Origin of the sequence: Pseudomonas cerasi (assembly GCF_900074915.1) — a bacterium.
Lineage (GTDB): Bacteria > Pseudomonadota > Gammaproteobacteria > Pseudomonadales > Pseudomonadaceae > Aquipseudomonas > Aquipseudomonas cerasi.
Genome location: NZ_LT222319.1, coordinates 295,779 through 317,028, shown reverse-complemented (window position 1 = coordinate 317,028; position 21,250 = coordinate 295,779). Strand labels below are relative to the sequence as shown.

The 21,250-nt window shown below is 59.5% G+C and carries 19 protein-coding genes; 5 read left to right on the top strand and 14 right to left on the bottom strand.

Going from position 1 to position 21,250, the window contains the following annotated elements:
- The first annotated feature begins 4 nt into the window (after positions 1-4).
- Positions 5-676, top strand: a complete 672-nt coding sequence (gene rpiA / locus PCPL58_RS03940) for a ribose-5-phosphate isomerase RpiA (RefSeq protein ID WP_003343875.1) — start codon at positions 5-7, stop codon at positions 674-676.
- 45 nt (positions 677-721) lie between these two features.
- Here the strand turns inward: rpiA and PCPL58_RS03935 are convergent, their stop codons facing one another.
- The 4 genes from PCPL58_RS03935 to PCPL58_RS03920 all read right to left on the bottom strand — a co-directional run bounded on the left by PCPL58_RS03935 (position 722) and on the right by PCPL58_RS03920 (position 5,007).
- Positions 722-1,627 carry an SdiA-regulated domain-containing protein gene (locus PCPL58_RS03935; RefSeq protein WP_057453657.1) on the bottom strand — a complete coding sequence of 302 codons (906 nt, stop codon included), beginning with the start codon at positions 1,625-1,627 and terminating at the stop codon, positions 722-724.
- 126 nt (positions 1,628-1,753) lie between these two features.
- On the bottom strand, positions 1,754-2,698 hold the full coding sequence (locus PCPL58_RS03930) for an SdiA-regulated domain-containing protein (RefSeq protein ID WP_003372142.1): 945 nt from the start codon (positions 2,696-2,698) through the stop codon (positions 1,754-1,756).
- 182 nt (positions 2,699-2,880) lie between these two features.
- Positions 2,881-3,546 (bottom strand): fumarylacetoacetate hydrolase family protein, encoded by a 666-nt coding sequence (locus tag PCPL58_RS03925; RefSeq protein WP_065348855.1) that lies wholly within the window; start codon positions 3,544-3,546, stop codon positions 2,881-2,883.
- A gap of 66 nt (positions 3,547-3,612) precedes the next feature.
- Positions 3,613-5,007, bottom strand: coding sequence for an FAD-binding oxidoreductase (locus PCPL58_RS03920; protein ID WP_003372145.1), 1,395 nt, complete (start codon positions 5,005-5,007; stop codon positions 3,613-3,615).
- A 160-nt stretch (positions 5,008-5,167) separates the two neighbouring features.
- Between PCPL58_RS03920 and serA the strand changes: the two genes are divergently transcribed.
- The gene (gene serA / locus PCPL58_RS03915) at positions 5,168-6,397 is read left to right on the top strand and encodes a phosphoglycerate dehydrogenase (protein ID WP_002555754.1); all 1,230 of its coding nucleotides are present in this window, start codon (positions 5,168-5,170) and stop codon (positions 6,395-6,397) included.
- Between the two features lie 235 nt (positions 6,398-6,632).
- Here the strand turns inward: serA and PCPL58_RS03910 are convergent, their stop codons facing one another.
- Entirely contained in the window at positions 6,633-7,070 is a 438-nt protein-coding gene (locus PCPL58_RS03910) for a DUF4399 domain-containing protein (protein WP_011269266.1), read from the bottom strand.
- Between the two features lie 138 nt (positions 7,071-7,208).
- Positions 7,209-7,844 (bottom strand): 2OG-Fe(II) oxygenase, encoded by a 636-nt coding sequence (locus PCPL58_RS03905; RefSeq protein WP_003372149.1) that lies wholly within the window; start codon positions 7,842-7,844, stop codon positions 7,209-7,211.
- A 141-nt stretch (positions 7,845-7,985) separates the two neighbouring features.
- Between PCPL58_RS03905 and PCPL58_RS03900 the strand changes: the two genes are divergently transcribed.
- Together PCPL58_RS03900 and PCPL58_RS03895 are read left to right on the top strand one after the other, a co-directional pair.
- Entirely contained in the window at positions 7,986-8,744 is a 759-nt protein-coding gene (locus PCPL58_RS03900) for a DUF2059 domain-containing protein (RefSeq protein ID WP_003372151.1), read from the top strand.
- A gap of 51 nt (positions 8,745-8,795) precedes the next feature.
- On the top strand, positions 8,796-8,987 hold the full coding sequence (locus PCPL58_RS03895) for a hypothetical protein (RefSeq protein ID WP_003372153.1): 192 nt from the start codon (positions 8,796-8,798) through the stop codon (positions 8,985-8,987).
- Here PCPL58_RS03895 and bipL read toward each other — a convergent pair.
- A complete protein-coding gene (gene bipL / locus PCPL58_RS03890; protein ID WP_003372156.1) occupies positions 8,984-9,925 on the bottom strand; it encodes a phospholipase BipL in 942 nt (313 codons plus the stop codon). The genes PCPL58_RS03895 and bipL overlap by 4 nt on opposite strands.
- Positions 9,926-10,195: 270 nt before the next feature.
- On the opposite strand from bipL, the gene PCPL58_RS03885 reads away from it, so the two are divergent.
- Positions 10,196-12,583: a penicillin acylase family protein gene (locus tag PCPL58_RS03885; protein ID WP_065348854.1), complete on the top strand. Its 2,388-nt coding sequence runs from the start codon at positions 10,196-10,198 to the stop codon at positions 12,581-12,583.
- Between the two features lie 343 nt (positions 12,584-12,926).
- Here the strand turns inward: PCPL58_RS03885 and PCPL58_RS03880 are convergent, their stop codons facing one another.
- The 7 genes from PCPL58_RS03880 to PCPL58_RS03850 all read right to left on the bottom strand — a co-directional run bounded on the left by PCPL58_RS03880 (position 12,927) and on the right by PCPL58_RS03850 (position 21,216).
- Positions 12,927-13,808 (bottom strand): ABC transporter permease subunit, encoded by an 882-nt coding sequence (locus tag PCPL58_RS03880; protein WP_003318275.1) that lies wholly within the window; start codon positions 13,806-13,808, stop codon positions 12,927-12,929.
- On the bottom strand, positions 13,805-14,725 hold the full coding sequence (locus PCPL58_RS03875; RefSeq protein ID WP_003372160.1) for an ABC transporter permease subunit: 921 nt from the start codon (positions 14,723-14,725) through the stop codon (positions 13,805-13,807). Before PCPL58_RS03875 ends, PCPL58_RS03880 begins: the two co-directional genes overlap by 4 nt.
- On the bottom strand, positions 14,722-15,864 hold the full coding sequence (gene potA / locus PCPL58_RS03870; protein ID WP_003372162.1) for a polyamine ABC transporter ATP-binding protein: 1,143 nt from the start codon (positions 15,862-15,864) through the stop codon (positions 14,722-14,724). The genes PCPL58_RS03875 and potA overlap by 4 nt, the downstream gene beginning before the upstream one ends.
- A gap of 55 nt (positions 15,865-15,919) precedes the next feature.
- A complete protein-coding gene (locus PCPL58_RS03865; RefSeq protein ID WP_065348853.1) occupies positions 15,920-17,014 on the bottom strand; it encodes a polyamine ABC transporter substrate-binding protein in 1,095 nt (364 codons plus the stop codon).
- Between the two features lie 171 nt (positions 17,015-17,185).
- Positions 17,186-18,283 (bottom strand): polyamine ABC transporter substrate-binding protein, encoded by a 1,098-nt coding sequence (locus PCPL58_RS03860; RefSeq protein WP_003382101.1) that lies wholly within the window; start codon positions 18,281-18,283, stop codon positions 17,186-17,188.
- Between the two features lie 141 nt (positions 18,284-18,424).
- Entirely contained in the window at positions 18,425-19,789 is a 1,365-nt protein-coding gene (locus PCPL58_RS03855) for an aspartate aminotransferase family protein (protein WP_065348852.1), read from the bottom strand.
- Positions 19,790-19,857: 68 nt separating this feature from the next.
- Complete coding sequence (locus PCPL58_RS03850; protein WP_002555767.1) at positions 19,858-21,216, bottom strand: glutamine synthetase family protein; 1,359 nt, start codon at positions 21,214-21,216, stop codon at positions 19,858-19,860.
- Positions 21,217-21,250 lie beyond the last annotated feature (34 nt).

Below are 21,250 nucleotides of genomic sequence, written 5' to 3'. Positions count from 1 at the left end.
CCGCATGACCCAGGATCAACTCAAACAGGCAGTCGCTCAGGCAGCTGTCGACTTCATCCTTCCGAAGCTCGATGACAAAAGCATTGTGGGCGTCGGCACCGGCTCCACAGCCAATTGCTTCATCGACGCACTGGCAAAGCACAAGGCCGCCTTTGACGGCGCCGTCGCCAGCTCGCAAGCCACTGCGGCGCGCCTGAAGGCGCATGGCATTCCGGTCTATGAGCTGAACACGGTCAGCGACCTGGAGTTCTATGTCGACGGAGCCGACGAAAGCGACGAGCACCTGAACCTGATCAAGGGCGGCGGCGCGGCACTGACTCGCGAGAAAATCGTCGCGGCCGTGGCCAAGACCTTCATCTGCATCGCCGACGGCAGCAAGCTGGTGCCGGTGCTGGGAGCGTTCCCGCTGCCGGTCGAAGTCATTCCGATGGCCCGCAGCCACGTTGCGCGACAACTGGTAAAACTGGGCGGCGACCCGGTTTATCGCGAAGGTGTTCTAACCGACAACGGCAATATCATCATTGATGTGCACAACATGAGCATCACCAATCCGGTGGAGCTGGAAGCACAGATCAACGCCATCGTCGGCGTGGTCACCAATGGCCTGTTCGCCGCCCGTCCGGCCGACCTGTTGCTGCTGGGCACCACCGAAGGCGTGAAAACCCTGACGCGCTGATAAAACCGGTCGTGCCCACGCAAGGTGGGCATGACCCTCACAGGCTCAAGGCTTGCGGAACACGTAAAACAGGTTCGGCTCGCTCACCAGATACAGCGCGCCCTCTCCGTCCATAGCCATCCCTTCAGCCTGCGGCACGTCCTTGCTCAGCCCCATCGCCCCTTTTGCCAGCGAGCCGCTGCCAATCGGATGACCGCTGGTGTCGAGTTCAAGAATGCGCTTTGACTCATCGGACAACGCCAGCAAATGGCCGCTGGTTTCATCGAATTGCAGGCTGGAGAGGTCACGAACCGACAGTCGGCCGTCGCGCTTGCTGTTGGAGATGACCTGCAGATTGCCGGGAGCCTCGGAGTTGGTCCTGGGAAAGCCGCGCACTTCGATGATCTGCACCGGATCACGCTCGCGGGCGACAAACAGGCGCTTGCCGACCGAATCATAGGCCAGCCCTTCATAGCCCTTGTTGCCACTGGCGGTGATGCCCAGCGTCAATTGTTCTGCCTGGGCGGCGTCCAGACTTTTGGTGTTGTCATCGACGTGAATCTGAATCAGCCGGAGCCGGCGCTCATCGCTGATCACATAAGTGCCCGGGCTGATGTATTCGACAGCCTCGGCATCACCGAACCCGACCAGCGGAATGCGCCGCAGCACACGACCGTCCAGGCTCAGCTCGACCAGTTCGGGGTTCTGGTTGGTCACCGTAAACAGGCTCTTGCGGTCCGGGTCGTAGCTCAGGCCCGAGACATCATCCTGCAGCCCGTCGATCACCTGCGCTTCGGTGACGACGCGGTACTGATCCAGGCCAATGGACTGAAGCGAGTCGGACTGCCAGAACACCTGCCAGTCGAACAGGGCACTTTCAACATAGCGGTATCGCTGATTGGCGATCACGAACACAACGATCAGGGGTACAAGGGCCAGAAGCAGGACTAAAGAGCGAGTAGAGCGACGCATCAAGGGTGACTCGGACAGATTGAGCGGACGGGATTGATACCATGCCATCCTGAAAGCAAGCTTAATGGCATGGTGCTATATTTTTGCCGAATGTGTATCGGCGACCTGTGTAGTTGCCGTCCTGGCTCAGTGCTTGTGAAGCGCCCGGTGAAACGAATAGAACAGGTTCGGTTCGCTGACCATGTACAGCGTACCGGCCTCATCAAGGGCCACGCCTTCTGCGCGCGGAATTGTGTCCTTCAAACCGTTCATGCCGCCCAGCAGGGTCATGAAGCTTACCTGCTCGCCTTGCTCGTCGACTTCCAGCAACAAGTGCGAATCGGCAGACAGCGCGAGCATGTGGCCGGTGCGCGGGTCGATGCTCAATGACGACAGATTGCGCATGTCCAGCGAGCGACTCGACAGCGGTTGCTTGTCGCCTTTCAGCACGTCACTGCCATCACTTTTCCAGGTGTACAGCGCGGGAGGTCGCTCCTCGCCCAGTATCAGCTGCTGACGCTGCGGGTCCCAGGCGATACCTTCGAAGCCCTTGTTCTGGTTGGCGGACTTGCCCAGTTCGTACTGGGGGAAATCCGCGATGTTCAGGGTGGTGGTGTCAGCGTTCACTTTAACGATGGTCAGCTTGTGCTGGCGCTCGTCAGTGATCGCAATCAGGCCATCGTTCATGACGGCAACACCTTCCGGATTGCTCCAGCCCACCAGCGGGATCTTGCGCAGTACATCGCCCGTGAGCGTCAGCTCCACCAGAAACGCATTTTTGCCCATGACCGCAAACAGCGTTTTGGTGACCGGGTTATAGGACAGGTCCGACGCCTCGTCCTTTTCCATGCCCGGCAGCACCTTTGCGTCGATATCCACATGGTAGTCCGGCAGCCAGATACTGGCGTGACGACCTGCCTTGCTCTCGAACCGCTCCTGAAACCAGAGCAGCGCGCGATCATCCCAATGCATGATGAAGGCCAGCCCATAGCCCAGCAAGGCAACCACTAACAACCACGAGTACCAGCGCATGTTGCGTAAGTAAGCGAAGCGTTTTTTGTTACGAGGCGGCGTTGCGGCAGTACTGGCCATTCATGTGTTCCTGAGCAAATGAGACTTCATGACGACGTGGTGCCCTTGCAGGGACGGCCGGATTATCCAGAACAGGTGTGAAAAAAACGCAAAATCGGCTGAACTATCAGTCACTCCACAGACAAAAGCCACCCGGGAGTGATCCCGCGTGGCTTTGGGTGCAGCTTGAAGATGCTGTCGGATTACCTGACGACGCTCTCGAACGGCGTCCGCCCGACCAGTTCCAGCGCGATCTGGTCGCCGGCTTCGAACGGCCCGACACCGGCAGGCGTGCCGGTCATGATCAGGTCGCCGGCCTGCAGCGAGAAGTTGGCTGCCATGTGCTGGATCATCGGCACGATCGGGTTGAGCATCATGTTGCTGTTGCCGTCTTGAACCACCTTGCCATTGAGGGTCAGGCGGATACCGATGTCCTCCAGGTCAGGGAAGGTCTCGGCGGGCACGAACGGCGGAATCACCGCAGCGCCGTCGAAACACTTGGCCAGCTCCCACGGCAGGCCTTTCTCACGCAGACGCGACTGGACATCACGCAACGTCAGGTCCAGGCCGGGCGCAAAGCCGCTGATCGCGTCCAGCACTTCTTCGCGCGAAGGGTTCTTGCTCAGGGGCTTGCCGATCAACACCACGATCTCGGCTTCGTAATGCACCGAACCGCGGTCTGCCGGGATAGTGAAGCCACCCTCCAGCGCAACCACCGCGCTGCCGGGTTTCATGAACAGCAGCGGCTCGGTAGGCACCGCGTTGCCCAGTTCCTTGGCGTGTTCGGCGTAGTTACGCCCGATGCAGACCACTTTACCCAGCGGGAAGTGAATGTTGGTGCCATCGACATATTTGTGCTGGTAGCTCATGACGTCTCCTGAGGCTGTAAGAGGCAGCCTGCTTATTGTTGCGACGGATCAAATGGTTGCGACGGATCAAACGGCGAAGATTTTGCCGGGATTCATGATCCCGTTGGGATCGAACACCGCTTTCAACGCCTTCATGTATTCGATTTCGACCGGCGAGCGACTGTACGTTAAATAGTCACGTTTGGTCATCCCGACGCCATGCTCGGCCGAAATCGAGCCGTTGTACTTTTCGACGGTCTCGAACACCCACTTGTTGACCCGGGCACATTTGACGAAGAACTCGTCCTTGTCGAGGCCCTCAGGCTTGAGGATGTTCAGGTGCAGGTTGCCGTCGCCAATGTGGCCGTACCAGAGCACTTCGAAGTCTGGGTAGTGTTCGGCAACGATCGCGTCGATTTCAGCCAGAAACTCCGGCACTTTCGAGACAGTGACCGAGATATCGTTTTTGTACGGTGTGAAGTGCGAGATGGTTTCGGAGATGTACTCGCGTAGCTTCCACAGGTTGCGTAATTGCTGTTCGCTCTGGCTCATCACGCCGTCCAGCACCCAACCCTGCTCGACGCAGTGCTCGAAGGTCGCCAGGGCCTGATCGGCCAGGTCGTCGGTGGTCGCTTCGAACTCCAGCAACACATAGAACGGGCATGGCGTGTCGAAAGGCGACGGCACATCTCCGCGCGCCATGACCCGGGCGAAGGATTTGTCCGAGAAGAATTCGAAGGCGGTCAGGTCGAGCTTGCCGTGAAAGGCATGCAGCACCGGCATGATCGAGTTGAAGTCCGAGGTGCCCAGCACCATCGCGGTGAGGTTCTTCGGCGCACGGTCGAGGCGCATGGTCGCTTCGACGACAAAGCCCAGCGTACCTTCGGCACCGATGAACAACTGGCGCAAATCGTAGCCGGTGGCGTTCTTGATCAGGTCCTTGTTCAGCTCCAGCAGGTCGCCCTTGCCGGTGACCACCTTGAGGCCCGCGACCCAATTGCGCGTCATGCCGTAGCGAATGACCTTGATACCGCCCGCATTGGTGCCGATATTGCCGCCGATCTGACTGGAGCCCGAAGAAGCGAAGTCGACCGGATAATAAAGGCCGCTCTCTTCAGCCAGCGCCTGTAATTGCCGGGTGATCACGCCAGGCTGACAGACCGCCGTGCGGTCGGTGAGATTCAGATCCAGCACCTGGTTCATGTAATCGAACGAGACGACCACTTCACCGTTGGCAGCCACCGCGGCCGCCGAAAGCCCGGTGCGTCCACCCGAAGGCACCAGCGCCACGAGCCGCTCATTGGCCCAGCGTACGATGGCCTGCACCTGTTCGGTGGTCTTGGGGAATACGATGGCCAGTGGCGCAGGGGTAAACTGCTTGGTCCAGTCCTTGCCGTAAGTTTCCAGAGAACCGGCATCGGTGAGTACCTTGCCGGGGTCAACCAGGGTCTGCAGCTCATCAATCAAAACGCGATCGGTCATTGAATCAACTCTCGAACGATTCATGGGCATCCTGAGAACGGTTCACGTTCGGGATGAGGTTTCGCGGGGCTCATATGCTAGCATACGCCCCCCGCGAGTCGTGCCCAGAGCCGATCCGGCCCCCCCCTGCCAATTTTCTTCGGGACACAGGTTTACGCAGATGAGCAAGACTTCCCTCGACAAGAGCAAGATCAAGTTCCTTCTTCTCGAAGGCGTCCATCAATCCGCTGTCGACGTCCTCAAGGCAGCCGGCTACACCAGCATCGAGTACCACACCAAGTCTCTGCCGGAAGCCGAACTGAAAGAAAAGATCGCCGACGCCCATTTCATCGGTATCCGCTCCCGTACTCAGTTGACCGAAGAGCTGTTCGATTGCGCCAAGAAACTGGTTGCGGTCGGCTGCTTCTGCATCGGCACCAACCAGGTTGACCTGAACGCGGCACGCGAGCGCGGTATCGCAGTATTCAATGCGCCCTACTCCAATACCCGTTCGGTCGCCGAACTGGTATTGGCCGAAGCCATCCTGCTGCTGCGCGGTATCCCCGAGAAGAACGCTTCCTGCCACCGTGGCGGCTGGATCAAGAGCGCGGCCAACTCCTTCGAGATCCGTGGCAAGAAGCTGGGCATCATCGGTTACGGCTCGATCGGTACGCAGCTGTCGGTGCTGGCCGAAGGTCTGGGCATGCAGGTGTACTTCTACGACACGCTGACCAAACTGCCGCTGGGCAACGCCACTCAGGTGTCGAGCCTGAACGAGCTGCTGGGCATGTCCGATATCGTCACCCTGCACGTTCCGGAAACCTCGGAAACCCAGTGGATGATCGGCGAAAAAGAAATCCGCGCGATGAAGAAGGGCAGCATCCTGATCAACGCCGCGCGTGGCACGGTGGTCGAGCTGGACGCACTGGCTGACGCTATCAAGGACAAGCACCTGATCGGCGCCGCCATCGACGTGTTCCCGGTCGAGCCGCGCTCGAACGACGACATCTTCGAAAGCCCGCTGCGCGGTCTGGACAACGTGATCCTGACGCCGCACATCGGTGGTTCCACAGCCGAAGCGCAGGCCAACATCGGTCTCGAGGTGGCGGAAAAGCTGGTCAAGTACAGCGACAACGGTACGTCGGTGTCCTCGGTCAACTTCCCGGAAGTGGCCCTGCCTGCGCACCCTGGCAAGCACCGCCTGTTGCACATCCACGAAAACATCCCGGGCGTGCTCAGCGAGATCAACAAGGTCTTCGCCGAAAACGGTATCAATATCTCCGGTCAGTTCCTGCAGACCAACGAGAAAGTCGGCTACGTGGTCATCGACGTCGACGCCGAATACTCCGACCTCGCCCAGGCCAAGCTGCAACAGATCAAAGGCACCATCCGCAGCCGCGTTTTGTTCTGATCCGAGCGCCGTGCCCACCCCGTGTGGGCACGAGCGATGGTCTTGCGGGTACCGATCGTTCCTCACGCTCCAGCGTGGGAATGCAGTTCACGACGCTCCGCGTCGCAAGAGGACGCAGAGCGTCCAGAAAGGCATGCGACGCAGAGCGTCGCACGATAGTTGCGATAATCGTTCCTCACGCTCCAGCGTGGCAATGCCGTTCGTGACGCTCTGCGTCACACAAGCACTGACAGCCCTACTTCACATTGATGGTGATCTTCTTCGACTCGACCGAAGGGTTCAGCGGCATGTGGCCTTTGTCGCCCATCAGCAATTGCAGGGTGTGCTGGCCCGGCGGCAGGTTGATTTCGGTTTCGGTCTGGCCTTTGCCGAAGTGGCGGATGTTGTCGCTGACCGGCAGGGGTGCATTCATCGCCGGCTGGTCCTTCACGTCGATCAGCAGGTGATGGTGACCGGTCTCGGGCACATCGACACCCGCAGGCGCGACGCCCATACCCTTGAGGCCGAATTGCACCTTGAACGGTGAGGTGACCGTTTCACCGTCCTTGGGCGAGATGATGTACACCTCGGCGCCTTCAGGGGCTGCGGTGCGGGGTATATCGGCGGCGCTGGCCAGCATGGATGCGCTGAGCAACAGTCCGGCGACCATCGTTCCAGAAAATAGGGATTTCATGATTGCTCCGGCTGCAGTTGACGTAAGTCGACCCTCACACGACGAATCCGTCGGTTCAGGAGTGCTCACGATAGACCGCAGTCATGCCCAATGGCTCATTGCGTTGATGAAACTGTTTTCATGAACGCAGCCCGCAGGTCACTGGAACAGCTCGTTGCCCCGGCGTCTGAACCACCCCGTCAGTGACAGACGATCACGACTGGCGGGCATGACTTCATGGGGAATTTCGCCGGACAGAAAGACCACCAGACAGCCGCCCGTAGGCTGAACGTCGTAAGCCACCTCGTCCTTGAGGTACATGCGCAACTGACCGCCGTGCTCGGGCAGCCAGGCGTTGTTGAGGTAGAGCACCGCCGACACCATGCGCCTGTCGTCATCGCGGAATCGGTCCACATGCCTGAGGTAGCGGGCACCCGGCGGATACAGCGCAAAATGGCTTTCGTAATCTTCCAGGCCGAGGAAAAGGCCGCGATTGAGCGCCTGACGCAAACTGTCCATCAGCTCAAGATAGTGGTCGCAGCACTGCACCTGCCCCGGCTCGAGCCACTGAATGCGGTCGCCACGAATGCCCTCGCGTATTTCCAGCGCGGTTCCCTTGCCGATCGCGGCAGGCTCGAGCTCGCCTTCGGCTGCACGTTTGCGGCACTCTTGCTCAAGTTCCAGAGTCAGAGCTTCGGGCAGGAAAATATTCTGCTGCGACCAGCCGTTGGCGGCCAGATCGTCGACGATTCGTAACAGCAGTGGGTGGTCAGAGGGTATGCGCATGGCGTGCATAGTATCCATAAGCCCTGAAATCGGACAGAGGCTTATACATGCGGTATCAAACGCATGAGATTTCATTCACCGAAGGCACTCATAACTCGACAAATCCACGCTAACACCGGGAGAATAGCGGCCTGCCGACAGGAGTCCCCAATGCGTCGTTTGTTTGTTTTGCTGTTGATGTTCTGCACCTCACCTGCCTGGGCAGACAGCTACGATCAGTTGTACAAGTCTGCAGGCTGGCCGGAACAGCGCGCGCATTTCAACGATGCCCTCAAGGCTGCCCAACAGCGTTACAGCAACAACCTGCCGCCTGCGGTTTATCAAGCGCTGGTCAACAACAGCAATCAGCGTTTCGCCCCCCAGGCCATGGACCAGCGCGCGTCGAAGCGCCTGCGTGAAAGCCTCAAGGACCCTGCCCCGTCACTGCAGTTTTTCCAGTCACCGCTGGGCCGCAAGATCGTCAATGCCGAGCTGACCGCCACCCGCGCCGATCAGTTGGCCAAACATGCCCAGGGGCTGCCGCATATCGAAGCGGACGCGACCCGTCAGTTGTTGATCGGCCATCTGGCCCAGGCACTGCCTGCCAGAGAGGCCGGCGCGGAAGTCAGTCTTGCCATCGCAGGCGTTGCCGCCGACAGCCTGAGCCAGATGATCCCCGGCCTGCTGGGCGGAGGACAGGCGCAGGGCATGCTCGAAGGCCAGCGCGAGCGCCTGATGGCGCAGATGAGTGCTGACCTGAACAACACGCTGCTGTACGTCTATCGCGACCTGTCGGACCCTGAGCTCGAAGAATTCTCGACCTTCGCCGAGTCGCCGGAAGGCAAAGCCTATTACCAGGCCGCTCTTGCCGCGATTCGTGCAGGGCTGGCCGTCGGACAGAGTGCGTCGAGCCTGAATCCCGGACAGTAAAAACCGTTCAGGCCTTCAAGCGCCTGAGGTCAAAGGAATGGACACCAGCGTATGAAAGACTCATTGGCTTTGCTCGCCACCGGTATCGTAATGGCCTTTTTCTCCTGGCTGTTCTGGAGCTCTCTGGGGCAGGACGCCTTTGCCGTGTTTGGGGCGCTGATGCTCGTCGTACTGGCCCTTGAAAACTATCGCCTGCGCCGACAGGTCAAGGCGCTGCAGGCCGGCAAGGCTGAAAAAGTCTAACGAAGTCGCCCTTTCAGAAAATCAAAATACCGAGCCCGCAGCTCTGGCGTTTCGTTGGCCAGATGATGCCGGGCATGCCCGAGCATCAGAATCTGCGGTTGGCTGAATTTGTCTTTCAGAATCGCCAGATTATGCGACCAGTCGACCGTCATGTCCGCCTCACCCTGAATGATCAGCGGGCTGCGCAGGCTGCGCGGCGCGCTTTCAACACGCACGATCCATTGCGCCAGCGCGCCGACCCAAGCCGTGGGCAGTCGCAGCGGCTGTAACGGATCGGCCATCAGAAAAGGCAGGAACGCGGGTGCATTGGAGTTTTCGGTGAAACGGCGGGCAATGCCCTTCACGAACGGTTTGAGCAGGTGATAACTCAGACGCGACCAGCCCCACGCACGCGGCCTGACCAGCGGTGCCAGCAGGATCACCTCACCCTGCGCGGGCGAGTCTGCCCCCTGATGAAGCAGGTGATCCGTCACGATGGCACCGCCCATGCTTTGTCCGCACAGGTGCCAGGGATGTGGCAGCCCAAGACCTTCAGCTTCGAGCAGCAGGCGTTGCAACACCAACTGGTACTCGGCGAAGTCATTGATACAGGCGCGACTGCCGCTCGACAGCCCATGCCCCGGCAGGTCGCAGGCGATCACGGCAAAGCCTTGCTCCAGAGCCCACTCGATCACATGCCGGTACAGGCCCATGTGGTCATAGAAGCCGTGAAACAGAAACAGCGTGGCGACCGGATTGTCAGGCAGCCAGACCTGCCCGACCACCTCATAGCCCGCCACATCGAGGCGCCCCAGCCAGCTGCGTATGACGTTTTCGCCACACAGTCCGGCAAGACCGTAGAAGCGCTGATAGGCCAGTCCCTCCATGGAAAGCGGATCAATAACGCTCAGCGGCAGCAGGCTGGCACGCAGGTTATCGGGGTCGAACGTGACGGACATGTGGTTTCCAGATTTCAACAAATGACTCGTAAAGTTGTGTAACGATATTCTTCTGTCTGCCCCGGCATGGCAAGCTACGCGGCTGTAATCGCAGACATCTGTCATTGAACGTGCACATTGCTGTCTGCACACTGGGAGATGCTCGCGAGCTCACCTGCCCGAATTCGCCCTGAAGCCGTTTCGAACGGGCTCTTGTGTCGGGTTTCATCGAATCAACTGCGTCACAACGATAGTCTTAATTCCCGCCTACGCCATTTACAGAGAAACCGGATGAAACGCAGCCTCTTCATTCTAGCCATCATCTTCGCCCTGCTTGCGGGTGGCGCGGGCTGGTACGTAAATAGCAAACTGCCGGTACGTGACGGCGAGATCGCCATGAGCCGTCTTCAGGCCCCCGTCACCCTGCGCTACGACGAGCGTGGCGTGCCGCACATCCGCGCCGAGAACGAAGCCGACCTTTACCGCGCGCTCGGCTATGCCCATGCTCAGGACCGGCTGTTCCAGATGGAAATGCTGCGTCGCCTGGCACGCGGTGAGCTGGCAGAAGTACTGGGGCCGAATCTGCTCGAGACCGACAAGCTGTTTCGCAGCCTGCGCATTCGTGAACATGCGGATGCGTATGTCGCACACCAAGACAAGAACACCCCCACCTGGAAAGCGCTGGAAGCCTACATCGACGGCATCAACCAGTATCAGGATACCCACGCAAGGCCCATGGAGTTCGACGCGCTGGGCATTCCCAGACGGCCGTTCACCACACAAGACACGGTCAGCATCGCCGGCTATCTGGCTTACAGTTTTGCTGCGGCGTTCAGAACCGAGCCACTGCTGACCTACGTCCGCGACCAGCTCGGCCCGGAGTACTTGAAAGTCTTCGACCTGGACTGGCACCCGGACGGCATGCTCGACTCGAAACCGGCACTGGCCGACGCCGACTGGAAGGGTCTGAATCAACTGGCGCAGTTGAGTCACAAGACACTTGAAGATGCTGGCCTGCCGCAATTCGAGGGTAGCAACGCCTGGGTGATTTCCGGCAGCCGCACGCAAAGCGGCAAGCCGATTCTCGCAGGCGACCCGCACATCCGCTTCTCGGTGCCTTCGATATGGTACGAAGCGCAGCTATCGGCGCCGGGTTTCGAACTGTACGGGCACTTTCCGGCGCTTAACCCGTTCGCGCTGCTGGGCCATAACATGGATTTCGGCTGGAGCCTGACCATGTTTCAGAACGACGACGTGGATCTGATCGCCGAGAAGACCAACCCGGACAACCCGAATCAGGTCTGGTACCACGGGCAATGGGTGGACATGAAACGCACCGAGCAGCAAATCACCGTCAAGGGCCAGGCCCCGGTCACACTGACGCTGCTCGAATCGCCGCACGGACCGATCGTCAACAATGTGATGGGCAAGAACGCCGGCCAGACGCCAATCGCGATGTGGTGGTCGTTTCTGGCATCCGCCAACCCGGTGCTGGACGGTTTCTATGAGACCAACCGCGCCGATACGCTGGACAAGATGCGTAGCGCGGCCGAGAAGATTCAGTCGCCGGGCCTCAATATCGTCTGGGCCAACGCCAAAGGCGATATCGGCTGGTGGGCGGCCGCACAACTGCCGATCCGTCCGCAGGGCGTCAACCCCACTTTCATTCTGGACGGCAGCACGGCACAGGCCGATAAGCTCGGCTTTTACCCGTTCAGCGCCAACCCGCACGAAGAAAACCCGGCGCGTGGCTACATCGTGTCGGCCAACTTCCAGCCGCAGTCGCCGACCGGCATGCCGATTCCCGGCTACTACAACCCGGCCGAACGTGGCCAGGCGCTGAACCGGCAACTCAGTGACTCCAGCATCAAATGGGACTTGGCCGCCAGCAAGGCGCTGCAACTGGGCACGCAGACCGACTATGCACCGAGCATTCTCAGGCCATTGATTCCGGTACTGCGCAGCGCTCTCAGCGACCCGGACGAACTGGCACTCGTGGAGCGACTAGCCAGCTGGAAAGGTGATTACCCGGTCAATTCGGTGGGTGCCACGCTGTTCAATCAGTTCCTGTTCGACCTGACTGAAGAGACCTTTCACGACGAACTGGGCGACGCGATGTTTGAAACCCTGCTGTCGACCCGCGCCCTAGACGCCGCGCTGCCGCGCCTGGCCGCCGATGCCGACTCGCCGTGGTGGAACAATCGCAATTCACCCCACGAAGAAAGCCGTGCCAACACCGTCAAGGTGGCCTGGCGCGCCACTGTTTCGCACTTGAGGTCGCTGTACGGCACCAACCCGGATGAATGGGTGTGGGGCAAGGCGCATACCTTGACTCAAGGCCACCCGCTGGGTTCGCAGAAGCCGCTGGACATGATCTTTAACGTCGGCCCGTATGCCGCGCCGGGCACGCATGAGGTGCCGAACAACCTGTCATCGAGCATCCGTCCTGCCCCGTGGCCAGTCGGCTACGGCCCCTCGACCCGCCGCCTGATCGACTTCGCCGACCCGGCGCACAGCCTGGGGATAAATCCGGTGGGACAAAGCGGCGTGCCGTTCGACAAGCACTACTCGGATCAGGCCAAGGCTTTCGTGAACGGCGGGTACGTGCCACAGCGCTTCAGCGAGAAGGACGTGGCCGAGCATACGGAAGGGGTTTTGCGGCTGGTGCCGGGGGCCTAGCGACACGCTTTGCGCCGAGTCCGGAAACGGGGCTTCTGCCCGGAGGGCGTGGGAGCGAGCTTGCTCGCGAGCTGTCGGAACCGACAGTGAAACCTTCACGTACGGTACATCAGGCACAACCGGGTTTGACTATCGTGCCAATGCTCTGCATTGGCATGCCTTTCGTGACGCTCCGCGTCACAAGTCTGCGTAGCACCGCGCTATCAAGATCGGACGCAGAGCGTCCAGAGCTGCGCTCCCACGCTGGAGCGTGGGAGCGATAAACCGAGATAGCTAGTTGCTGCCGGTACCCGGCAGTTCGCGAGCAAGCTCGCTCCCACGCCCTCCGGGCACGATCAGGTTTTCAGGCCGCCGGAGCACGCCTCGGATCAGGCTGCTTCCAGGCGTCTGCCGCGCTTTCCTCGATAGCCTGCTGGATCGCACGCTTGCGGTTGTTTTCGGCGCGGCGGGTGAAGAACCAGACCAGAAAGGTTGCCAGTGACACGGCCAGCAGGATCAGGCTCGCCACGGCGTTGATTTCAGGCTTCACGCCCAGACGCACGGCAGAGAACACTTCCATCGGCAAGGTCGTCGAGCCGGGCCCGGAGACGAAGCTGGCGAGCACCAGGTCGTCCAGCGACAGCGCGAAGGACATCATGCCCCCGGCAGCCAGCGATGGCGCGATCATCGGGATGGTGATCAGCAAGAACACTTTCCACGGACGGGCACCCAGGTCCATTGCAGCCTCTTCGATCGACAGGTCCAGCTCACGCAGGCGCGCCGACACCACCACCGCCACATAGGCCGCACAGAACGTCGTGTGCGCGATCCAGATGGTCATGATGCCGCGTTCCTGCGGCCAGCCGATCAATTGCGCCATGGCCACGAATAGCAGCAACAGCGACAGACCGGTGATCACTTCCGGCATGACCAGGGGAGCTGTAACCAGCCCGCCAAAGAACGTGCGGCCCTTGAAGCGGCTGATGCGGGTCAGCACAAACGCAGCCATCGTTCCCAGCGCCACCGCAGCAACGGCGGTGTAGCAGGCGATTTCCAGCGAGCGCATCACCGAGCCCATCAGTTGCGAGTTGTCCAGCAGGCCGACGTACCACTTCACCGACCAGCCGCCCCAGACCGTCACCAGCTGCGAGGCGTTGAACGAGTAGATGACCAGAATCACCATCGGCGCATAGATGAACAGCAAACCCAGAACCAACATCAGGTTCGAGAATCGAAAGCGGTTCATGCCTTGCCCTCCAGTTCTTTGGCCTGACTGCGGTTGAACAGGATAATGGGCACGATCAGCACCAGCAGCATGATGACCGCCAGCGCCGAAGCCACCGGCCAGTCACGGTTGTTGAAGAATTCCTGCCACAGCACGCGGCCGATCATCAGGGTTTCCGGGCCGCCGAGCAGCTCGGGAATCACGAACTCGCCGACCACCGGAATGAATACCAGCATGCAGCCGGCGATCACACCGTTCTTGGACAGCGGTACGGTGATTTTCCAGAAACTGTTGAAGGTGCTCGAACCCAGGTCGGACGCGGCTTCCAGCAGGCTGGTGTCGTGCTTCACAAGGTTGGCGTACAGCGGCAGGATCATGAACGGCAGGTAGGAATAGACCACGCCGATGTACACCGCCAGGTTGGTGTTGAGGATCTGCAACGGCGCGTCGATCAGCCCAAGCCACATCAGGAATGCATTGAGCAGCCCGTTGTTGCTGAGGATGCCCATCCAGGCGTAGACGCGGATCAGGATCGCCGTCCAAGTCGGCATCATGATCAGCAGCAACAGCACGGTTTGCAGGTCCTTGCGCGCGCTGGCGATGGCATAGGCCATCGGATAGCCGATCAGCAGGCACAGCAAGGTGCTGATGAAGGCCATCTTCAGCGAGCCCAGATAGGCCGAAACGTACAGGTCATCGCCACTGAGCAGGGTGTAGTTGGCGAAGTTGAGGACCATCTGCAGCTTTTCGTCGGCGTAGCTGAAGATTTCGGTGTACGGCGGGATCGCGACGTCGGCCTCGGCGAAGCTGATCTTGAGCACGATCAGAAACGGCAGGGCAAAGAACAGGAATAGCCAGAGGAACGGCACGCCGATGACCATCTGCCGCCCGTTGGGCTTTATGCGCTCGAACGCGCGCTTGATCTTGCGGATTTTCATGAGCGCAGTACCACGCCGCTGTCGTCTTCCCACCACACGTAGACTTCATCGCCCCAGGTAGGCCGTGCGCCCTGACGCTCGGCGTTGGCGACGAACGACTGCACCAGTTTGCCGCCCGGCAACTCGACGTAGAACACCGAATGACCGCCCAGATAGGCGATGTCGTGGACCTTGCCGCGCGACCAGTTGTACTCGAAGCCTGGCTGCTCGGTGGTGATCAGCAGCTTCTCAGGACGCAGTGCGTAGGTGATGTGCTTGTCTTCCACCGACGTACTGACGCCGTGGCCGACATAGATATTGCGCTCCAGCTCGGGACTGCGGATCAGCGCGTGGGCTTCCATGTCTTCGATCACGTCACCTTCGAACAGGTTGACGCTGCCGATGAATTCGCAGACCAGACGGCTGGTCGGGGTCTCGTAGATGTCGATCGGGCTGCCGATCTGCGCGATCCAGCCCAGGTGCATGATCGCGATGCGCTCGGCCATGGTCATGGCCTCTTCCTGATCGTGAGTCACCATTACACAAGTCACGCCGACGCGCTCGATGATCTCTACCAGTTCCAGTTGCATCTGCGAACGCAGTTTCTTGTCCAGCGCGCCCATCGGCTCGTCGAGCAGCAACAGCTTGGGCTTTTTGGCCAGCGAACGGGCCAGGGCCACACGCTGACGCTGACCGCCGGACAGCTGATGCGGCTTGCGCTTGGCATACTGGGTCATCTGTACCAGCTTGAGCATCTCCGCCACGCGGGCTTCGATTTCCGGCTTGCCCAGCTTGTCCTGCTTCAGGCCGAAGGCGATGTTGTCCGCCACGGTCATGTGCGGGAACAGCGCATAGGACTGGAACATCATGTTGATCGGGCGTTCGTACGGCGGCATGTCGGTGATGTCGACACCGTCGAGGTAGATACGGCCTTCGGTTGGCCGTTCGAACCCGGCCAGCATGCGCAGCAGTGTCGATTTGCCGGAGCCAGAGCCGCCAAGCAGGGCGAAGATCTCGCCCTTGTTGATCTGCAGGGACACATCGTCCACCGCGACCGTCTCGTCGAACTTCTTCGTGACCCGATCGATCCTGACCAGCACCTCTTTGGGTTGCTGACCGCCTTCGATGGCTTTCTTGTAGGCGCCGGAGGCAACTGCCATGGGTGAAACTCCCAACAGGTAGGCAACCCGGCCCATATGGCCGGGTGCTGGATTTTTATTTGCCCGACTTGACCTTGGTCCAGCTGCGGGTCATCAGACGTTGCACCTTGGGTGGCAACTCGCTATTCACGAACAGGCGGTCCAGCACTTCCTGAGGCGGATAAACCGCTTCATCGGTACGGATGCTCTGGTCCATGAACTCGCCGGAGGCGGGATTGGGGTTGGCGTAACCGACTTCATCGCTGACCTTGGCGATCACCTTGGGGTCGAGCATGTAGTTGATGAAGGCACTGGCTTCCTTGATGTTTTTCGAGTCCGCCGGGATCGCCAGCATGTCGAACCACAGGTTACCGCCCTCTTTCGGGATGCTGTAGGCGATCTTCACGCCCTTGCCCGCTTCTTCAGCCCGGGATTTGGCCTGGAACACATCCCCCGAAAAACCTGCGGCGACGCAGATGTCGCCGTTAGCCAGGTCGGTGATGTATTTGGACGAGTGGAAATAGGTCACGTAAGGACGAATCTCCAGCAGCTTGGCTTCGGCTTTCTTGTAATCAGCTTCCTTAGTGCTGTTGGGGTCCAGCCCCATGTAGTTGAGCACCGCAGGCAACATCTCATCGGCGGAGTCGAGAAACGCTACGCCACAGCTGGAGAGCTTCTTGATGTTCTCCGGCTCAAACAGCACGGCCCAGGAGTCGATCTTGTCGACGCCCAACACGGCCTTGACCTTTTCGACGTTGTAACCGATGCCGTTGGTACCCCACAGGTACGGCACGGCGTATTGGTTACCCGGATCGTTCTTCTCCAGACGCTTGAGCAGCGCCGGGTCGAGATTCTTGTAATTGGGCAGCAGCGACTTGTCGAGCTTCTGGAACGCACCGGCCTTGATCTGCTTGCCGAGGAAGTGATTGGACGGCACCACCACGTCATAACCTGTGCGTCCGGCGAGCAGCTTGGCTTCCAGGGTTTCGTTGGAGTCGAACACGTCATACATCGGCTTGACGCCGGTAGCGGCTTCGAAGTCCGCCAGGGTGGTCTTGCCGATGTAATCGGACCAGTTATAAATATGCACGGTGGACTCAGCCTGGGCACTGATCGACAGTGTCAGCCCGGCAGCCGCCAGCAAGGCTTTGGAAAGAATAGAAATAGACAAAGAATGAGTCCTTTTAACAGAGGGGCCTGAGCGCCGGAGGGCGTCCGGAAAACCAAACCGGCGCGCAACTTACCGTCTATGAGCCCAACCAGCAAAGGTTTAGGCAATATTCCTGTCTGCTGGCTGCTGCGCGGCCGAGGCTACGCAGCATCCACAGGTTTGATGACAGGCTTATTTACCTGACTTTATCTTGGTCCAGCTGCGGGTCATGATCCGCTGCGTAGCTGCAGGCAGGTCAGCGATTGCATACAGTTTGGCCTGTACGTCGGCAGGTGGATAAACGCCAGGGTCACTGGTGATTTCCTTGTCAACCAGCGCCGTAGCCGCCGCGTTACCGTTCGGGAAGCGTACGGCGTTGGTGATCTCGGCCATGATTTCCGGCTTCATCAGGAAGGTCATGAACTTGTAGGCACCCTCGACGTTTTCGGCATCCTTGGGAATGGCGACCATGTCATAGAAGCTGCCGGCGCCTTCTTTCGGAATGTTGTAGGCAACCTTCACCTTGCCACCGGCTTCGGCAGCGCGGGATTTGGCCTGGTAGATATCACCCGAATAGCCGACTGCGACGCAGATGTTGCCGTTGGCCAGGTCCGAGATGTACTTGGACGAGTGGAAATAGCCAATCGATGGACGAATCTTCATGAACAGCGCTTCAGCTTCAGCGAGCTGCTTTTTGTCCTGAGAATCGGTCGGGTAGCCCAGGTAATGCAAGGCAATCGGCAGCATTTCGGTCGGCGAATCGAGGAAGCTGATGCCGCACGACTTCAGCTTGGCAGCGTTCTCCGGCTTGAACAGCAGGTCCCAGGAATTGACCGGCGCATCGGCGCCCAGCGCAGCCTTGACCTTGTCCGGGTTGATGCCGATACCGATCGAACCCCACATGTACGGGAATGCGTGCTTGTTGTCCGGATCGCTGACCGACACGGCCTTGAGCAGCGATTCGTTGAGGTTCTTCCAGTTCGGCAGCTTGGACTTGTCCAGCTCCTGATAAACGCCGGCCTTGATTTGCTTGGCCAGGAAGTTGTTGGACGGCACGACGATGTCATAGCCGGATTTGCCAGCAAGCAATTTGGCTTCAAGCGTCTCGTTGCTGTCGAAAACGTCGTAGACCACCTTGATGCCCGATTCTTTCTCGAATTTGGCAACGGTGTCCGGCGCGATGTAATCGGACCAGTTATAGACGTGCAGCACTTTGTCATCGGCCTGCGCAGCAGTGGCCACAACGCCCATCAGGGACAGCGCGAGAAGGGTCTTGCCAAATTTTTTCATGCGTAGCTCCAATGTATTTTTATCACTGACCGTCAGTTAGCGGCGTGTAGCCATTAGTCTGGCAACTTCCTGGGCAGGCTTTCAAGCCGAAGCCCCTCAAACAATGCACATTGCGCTTGAATCGACGCTTTTTTTGCGTTTTCAGCCCTGCAACACCGCCAGCGTCAGATCCAGGCATTTGCGCGCCTTCTCGACCAGCTCATCGATTTGCGCAAAACTGATCACCAGCGGTGGCGCAATGATCATGGTATCGCCCACAGCCCGCATGATCAGGCCATTGTCGAAGCAGAAGGTTCGACAGATCATTCCCGCGCCCTTGTCGGTATAGCGCTCGCGGGCGGTCTTGTCCTTCACCAGCTCGATGGCCCCCAGCAAACCGACACCCCGGACTTCGCCCACCAGCGGATGATCGCTCAACTCACGCAAACGCTTTTGCAAATACGGTGCCGTTTCCGACTTGACCCGTTCGACGATCTTTTCTTCGCGCAGGATACGGATGTTCTCCAGCGCCACCGCCGCAGCCACCGGGTGCCCGGAGTAGGTAAAGCCATGATTGAAATCGCCGCCCTCATTGAGCACCGCGACGATTTCATCGCGCACGATCAGGCCGCCCATCGGTACATAACCGGAGGTCAGGCCTTTGGCGATGGTCATCATGTCCGGCTTGAGGCCGTAGAAATCGCTACCGAACCACTCACTGGTACGCCCGAAACCACAAATCACCTCATCGGCGGCGAACAGGATGTCGTAGCGGGAAAGGATTTCCTTGATCTTCGGCCAGTAGGAATCGGGCGGGACGATCACACCGCCTGCGCCCTGGATCGGCTCGGCAATGAACGCACCGACGTTCTCGACGCCCAGTTCGAGAATTTTCTTTTCCAGTTGCTCGGCAGCCCAGATACCGAACTCGTCCGGCGTCATGTCGCCGCCTTCGCCGAACCAGTATGGCTGGGGAATGTGCACCACCCCCGGAATCGGCAGGTCGCCCTGCTCGTGCATGTACGTCATGCCTCCCAGGCTGGCACCGGCGACGGTGGAGCCGTGGTAGCCATTGACGCGGCTGATGATGGTTTTCTTGTTCGGCTGGCCTTTCAGCGCCCAGTAATGACGAACCATGCGCAGCATCGTGTCATTGCCTTCAGAGCCTGAACCGGTGAAGAACACATGGTTCATGCCCTGCGGTGCAATCTCGGAAATGGCCTTGGCCAACTCCATCACGGGTGGGTGGGCGGTCTGGAAAAACAGGTTGTAGTACGGCAGCTCGCGCATTTGTTTGCTGGCTGCGTCGGCCAGTTCTTCGCGGCCATAACCGATGGCCACACACCACAGGCCGGACATGCCATCGAGGATCTTGTGGCCCTCGCTGTCCCACAGATAAACGCCTTCGGCACGGGTGATGATGCGCGGGCCTTTCTCTTTCAATTGTTTGTAGTCGCTGAACGGTGCCAGGTGATGCTCGCTGCTCAGGGCCTGCCATTCGAGGGTTTGCGGGTTATTGGCACTCATGCAGCACTTCCTTTGATCAGGTCAGTTAGCAGAGCGCCGCGCATCAATCGCAGCGGCGCTCTGCGTGATCAGACGGCGAAAAGCAGGAATTCCCGCTCCCACGAACTGATCACGCGCTTGAAGTTCTCATGCTCGGCGCGCTTGACCGCGACGTAACCGATGATGAATTTCTTGCCCAGGTATTTTTCGATGGTCTTGCTGTTTTCCATACGCTCCAGTGCGTCTTCGATGGTCAACGGCAGACGCAGATTACGCCGCTCGTAACCCCGCCCGACCACCGGTGCGCTCGGATTGATGCCTTCGACCATGCCGATGAAGCCGCACAGCAGACTGGCGGCGATGGCCAGATAAGGGTTGGCATCGGCACCCGGCAAACGGTTTTCCACGCGACGGTTCTGCGGTACGGCGTCCGGCACACGCAGGCCGACGGTGCGATTCTCTTCGCCCCACTCGACGTTCACTGGCGCCGAAGTGTCGGGCAGAAAGCGCCGGAACGAGTTGACGTTGGGTGCGAACAGCGGCAACAGCTCGGGGATGAACTTCTGCAGACCACCGACGTGGTTCAGAAACAGCTCGCTCATGGTCCCGTCTTCGTTGGAGAAGATATTCTTGCCGGTCTCGATGTCGATGATGCTCTGGTGCAAGTGCATGGCACTGCCTGGCTCGCCGGTCATCGGCTTGGCCATGAAGGTCGCCGCGACGTCGTGCTTGAGGGCGGCTTCGCGCATGGTGCGCTTGAACACCAGAATCTGGTCGGCCAGCGACAAGGCATCACCGTGACGGAAGTTGATTTCCATCTGCGCCGTGCCGTCTTCGTGGATCAGCGTGTCCAGGTCCAGGTTCTGCAGTTCGCACCAGTCATAGACGTCTTCGAACAGCGGATCGAATTCGTTGGCCGCTTCGATCGAGAACGACTGACGCCCGGTTTCCGGTCGCCCGGAGCGCCCGATCGGTGGCTGTAGCGGATAGTCCGGGTCGTCGCTACGCTTGGTCAGGTAGAACTCCATCTCCGGCGCCACGATTGGCTGCCAGCCCTGATCGGCGTAGAGCTTGAGGACCTTCTTCAACACGTTGCGCGGCGACAGCTCGATGGGGTTGCCCTGCTTGTCGTAGGTGTCGTGAATCACCTGCGCAGTGGGCTCGACCGCCCAGGGCACCAGATACACCGCGTTCTGGTCGGGACGGCAGATCATATCGATGTCAGCCGGGTCCAGCAGCTCGTAGTAGATATCGTCTTCTACGTAGTCGCCGGTCACCGTCTGCAACAGCACGCTTTCAGGCAGGCGCATGCCTTTTTCAGCGATGAACTTGTTGGTCGGCGAGATCTTGCCGCGCGTAATCCCGGTGAGGTCGGACATCATGCATTCGACTTCGGTAATCTTGTGTTCTTTCAACCAATCGGTGAGCTGGTCGAGGTTGGTACTCATAAATACCTCAGGGTTTTATTGTCCTGATCGTGAT

Coding starts and splice junctions, on each gene's coding strand:
- PCPL58_RS03925 (WP_065348855.1), bottom strand. CDS start 3,546: ATGAGCTACCAGCACAAATATGTCGATGGCACCAACATTCACTTCCCG.
- PCPL58_RS03930 (WP_003372142.1), bottom strand. CDS start 2,698: ATGGCCAGTACTGCCGCAACGCCGCCTCGTAACAAAAAACGCTTCGCT.
- PCPL58_RS03880 (WP_003318275.1), bottom strand. CDS start 13,808: ATGAACCGCTTTCGATTCTCGAACCTGATGTTGGTTCTGGGTTTGCTG.
- PCPL58_RS03895 (WP_003372153.1), top strand. CDS start 8,796: ATGAAAGACTCATTGGCTTTGCTCGCCACCGGTATCGTAATGGCCTTT.
- serA (WP_002555754.1), top strand. CDS start 5,168: ATGAGCAAGACTTCCCTCGACAAGAGCAAGATCAAGTTCCTTCTTCTC.
- PCPL58_RS03855 (WP_065348852.1), bottom strand. CDS start 19,789: ATGAGTGCCAATAACCCGCAAACCCTCGAATGGCAGGCCCTGAGCAGC.
- PCPL58_RS03910 (WP_011269266.1), bottom strand. CDS start 7,070: ATGAAATCCCTATTTTCTGGAACGATGGTCGCCGGACTGTTGCTCAGC.
- PCPL58_RS03935 (WP_057453657.1), bottom strand. CDS start 1,627: ATGCGTCGCTCTACTCGCTCTTTAGTCCTGCTTCTGGCCCTTGTACCC.
- bipL (WP_003372156.1), bottom strand. CDS start 9,925: ATGTCCGTCACGTTCGACCCCGATAACCTGCGTGCCAGCCTGCTGCCG.
- rpiA (WP_003343875.1), top strand. CDS start 5: ATGACCCAGGATCAACTCAAACAGGCAGTCGCTCAGGCAGCTGTCGAC.
- PCPL58_RS03850 (WP_002555767.1), bottom strand. CDS start 21,216: ATGAGTACCAACCTCGACCAGCTCACCGATTGGTTGAAAGAACACAAG.
- PCPL58_RS03900 (WP_003372151.1), top strand. CDS start 7,986: ATGCGTCGTTTGTTTGTTTTGCTGTTGATGTTCTGCACCTCACCTGCC.
- PCPL58_RS03905 (WP_003372149.1), bottom strand. CDS start 7,844: ATGCACGCCATGCGCATACCCTCTGACCACCCACTGCTGTTACGAATC.
- potA (WP_003372162.1), bottom strand. CDS start 15,864: ATGGCAGTTGCCTCCGGCGCCTACAAGAAAGCCATCGAAGGCGGTCAG.
- PCPL58_RS03860 (WP_003382101.1), bottom strand. CDS start 18,283: ATGAAAAAATTTGGCAAGACCCTTCTCGCGCTGTCCCTGATGGGCGTT.
- PCPL58_RS03920 (WP_003372145.1), bottom strand. CDS start 5,007: ATGACCGATCGCGTTTTGATTGATGAGCTGCAGACCCTGGTTGACCCC.
- PCPL58_RS03875 (WP_003372160.1), bottom strand. CDS start 14,725: ATGAAAATCCGCAAGATCAAGCGCGCGTTCGAGCGCATAAAGCCCAAC.
- PCPL58_RS03885 (WP_065348854.1), top strand. CDS start 10,196: ATGAAACGCAGCCTCTTCATTCTAGCCATCATCTTCGCCCTGCTTGCG.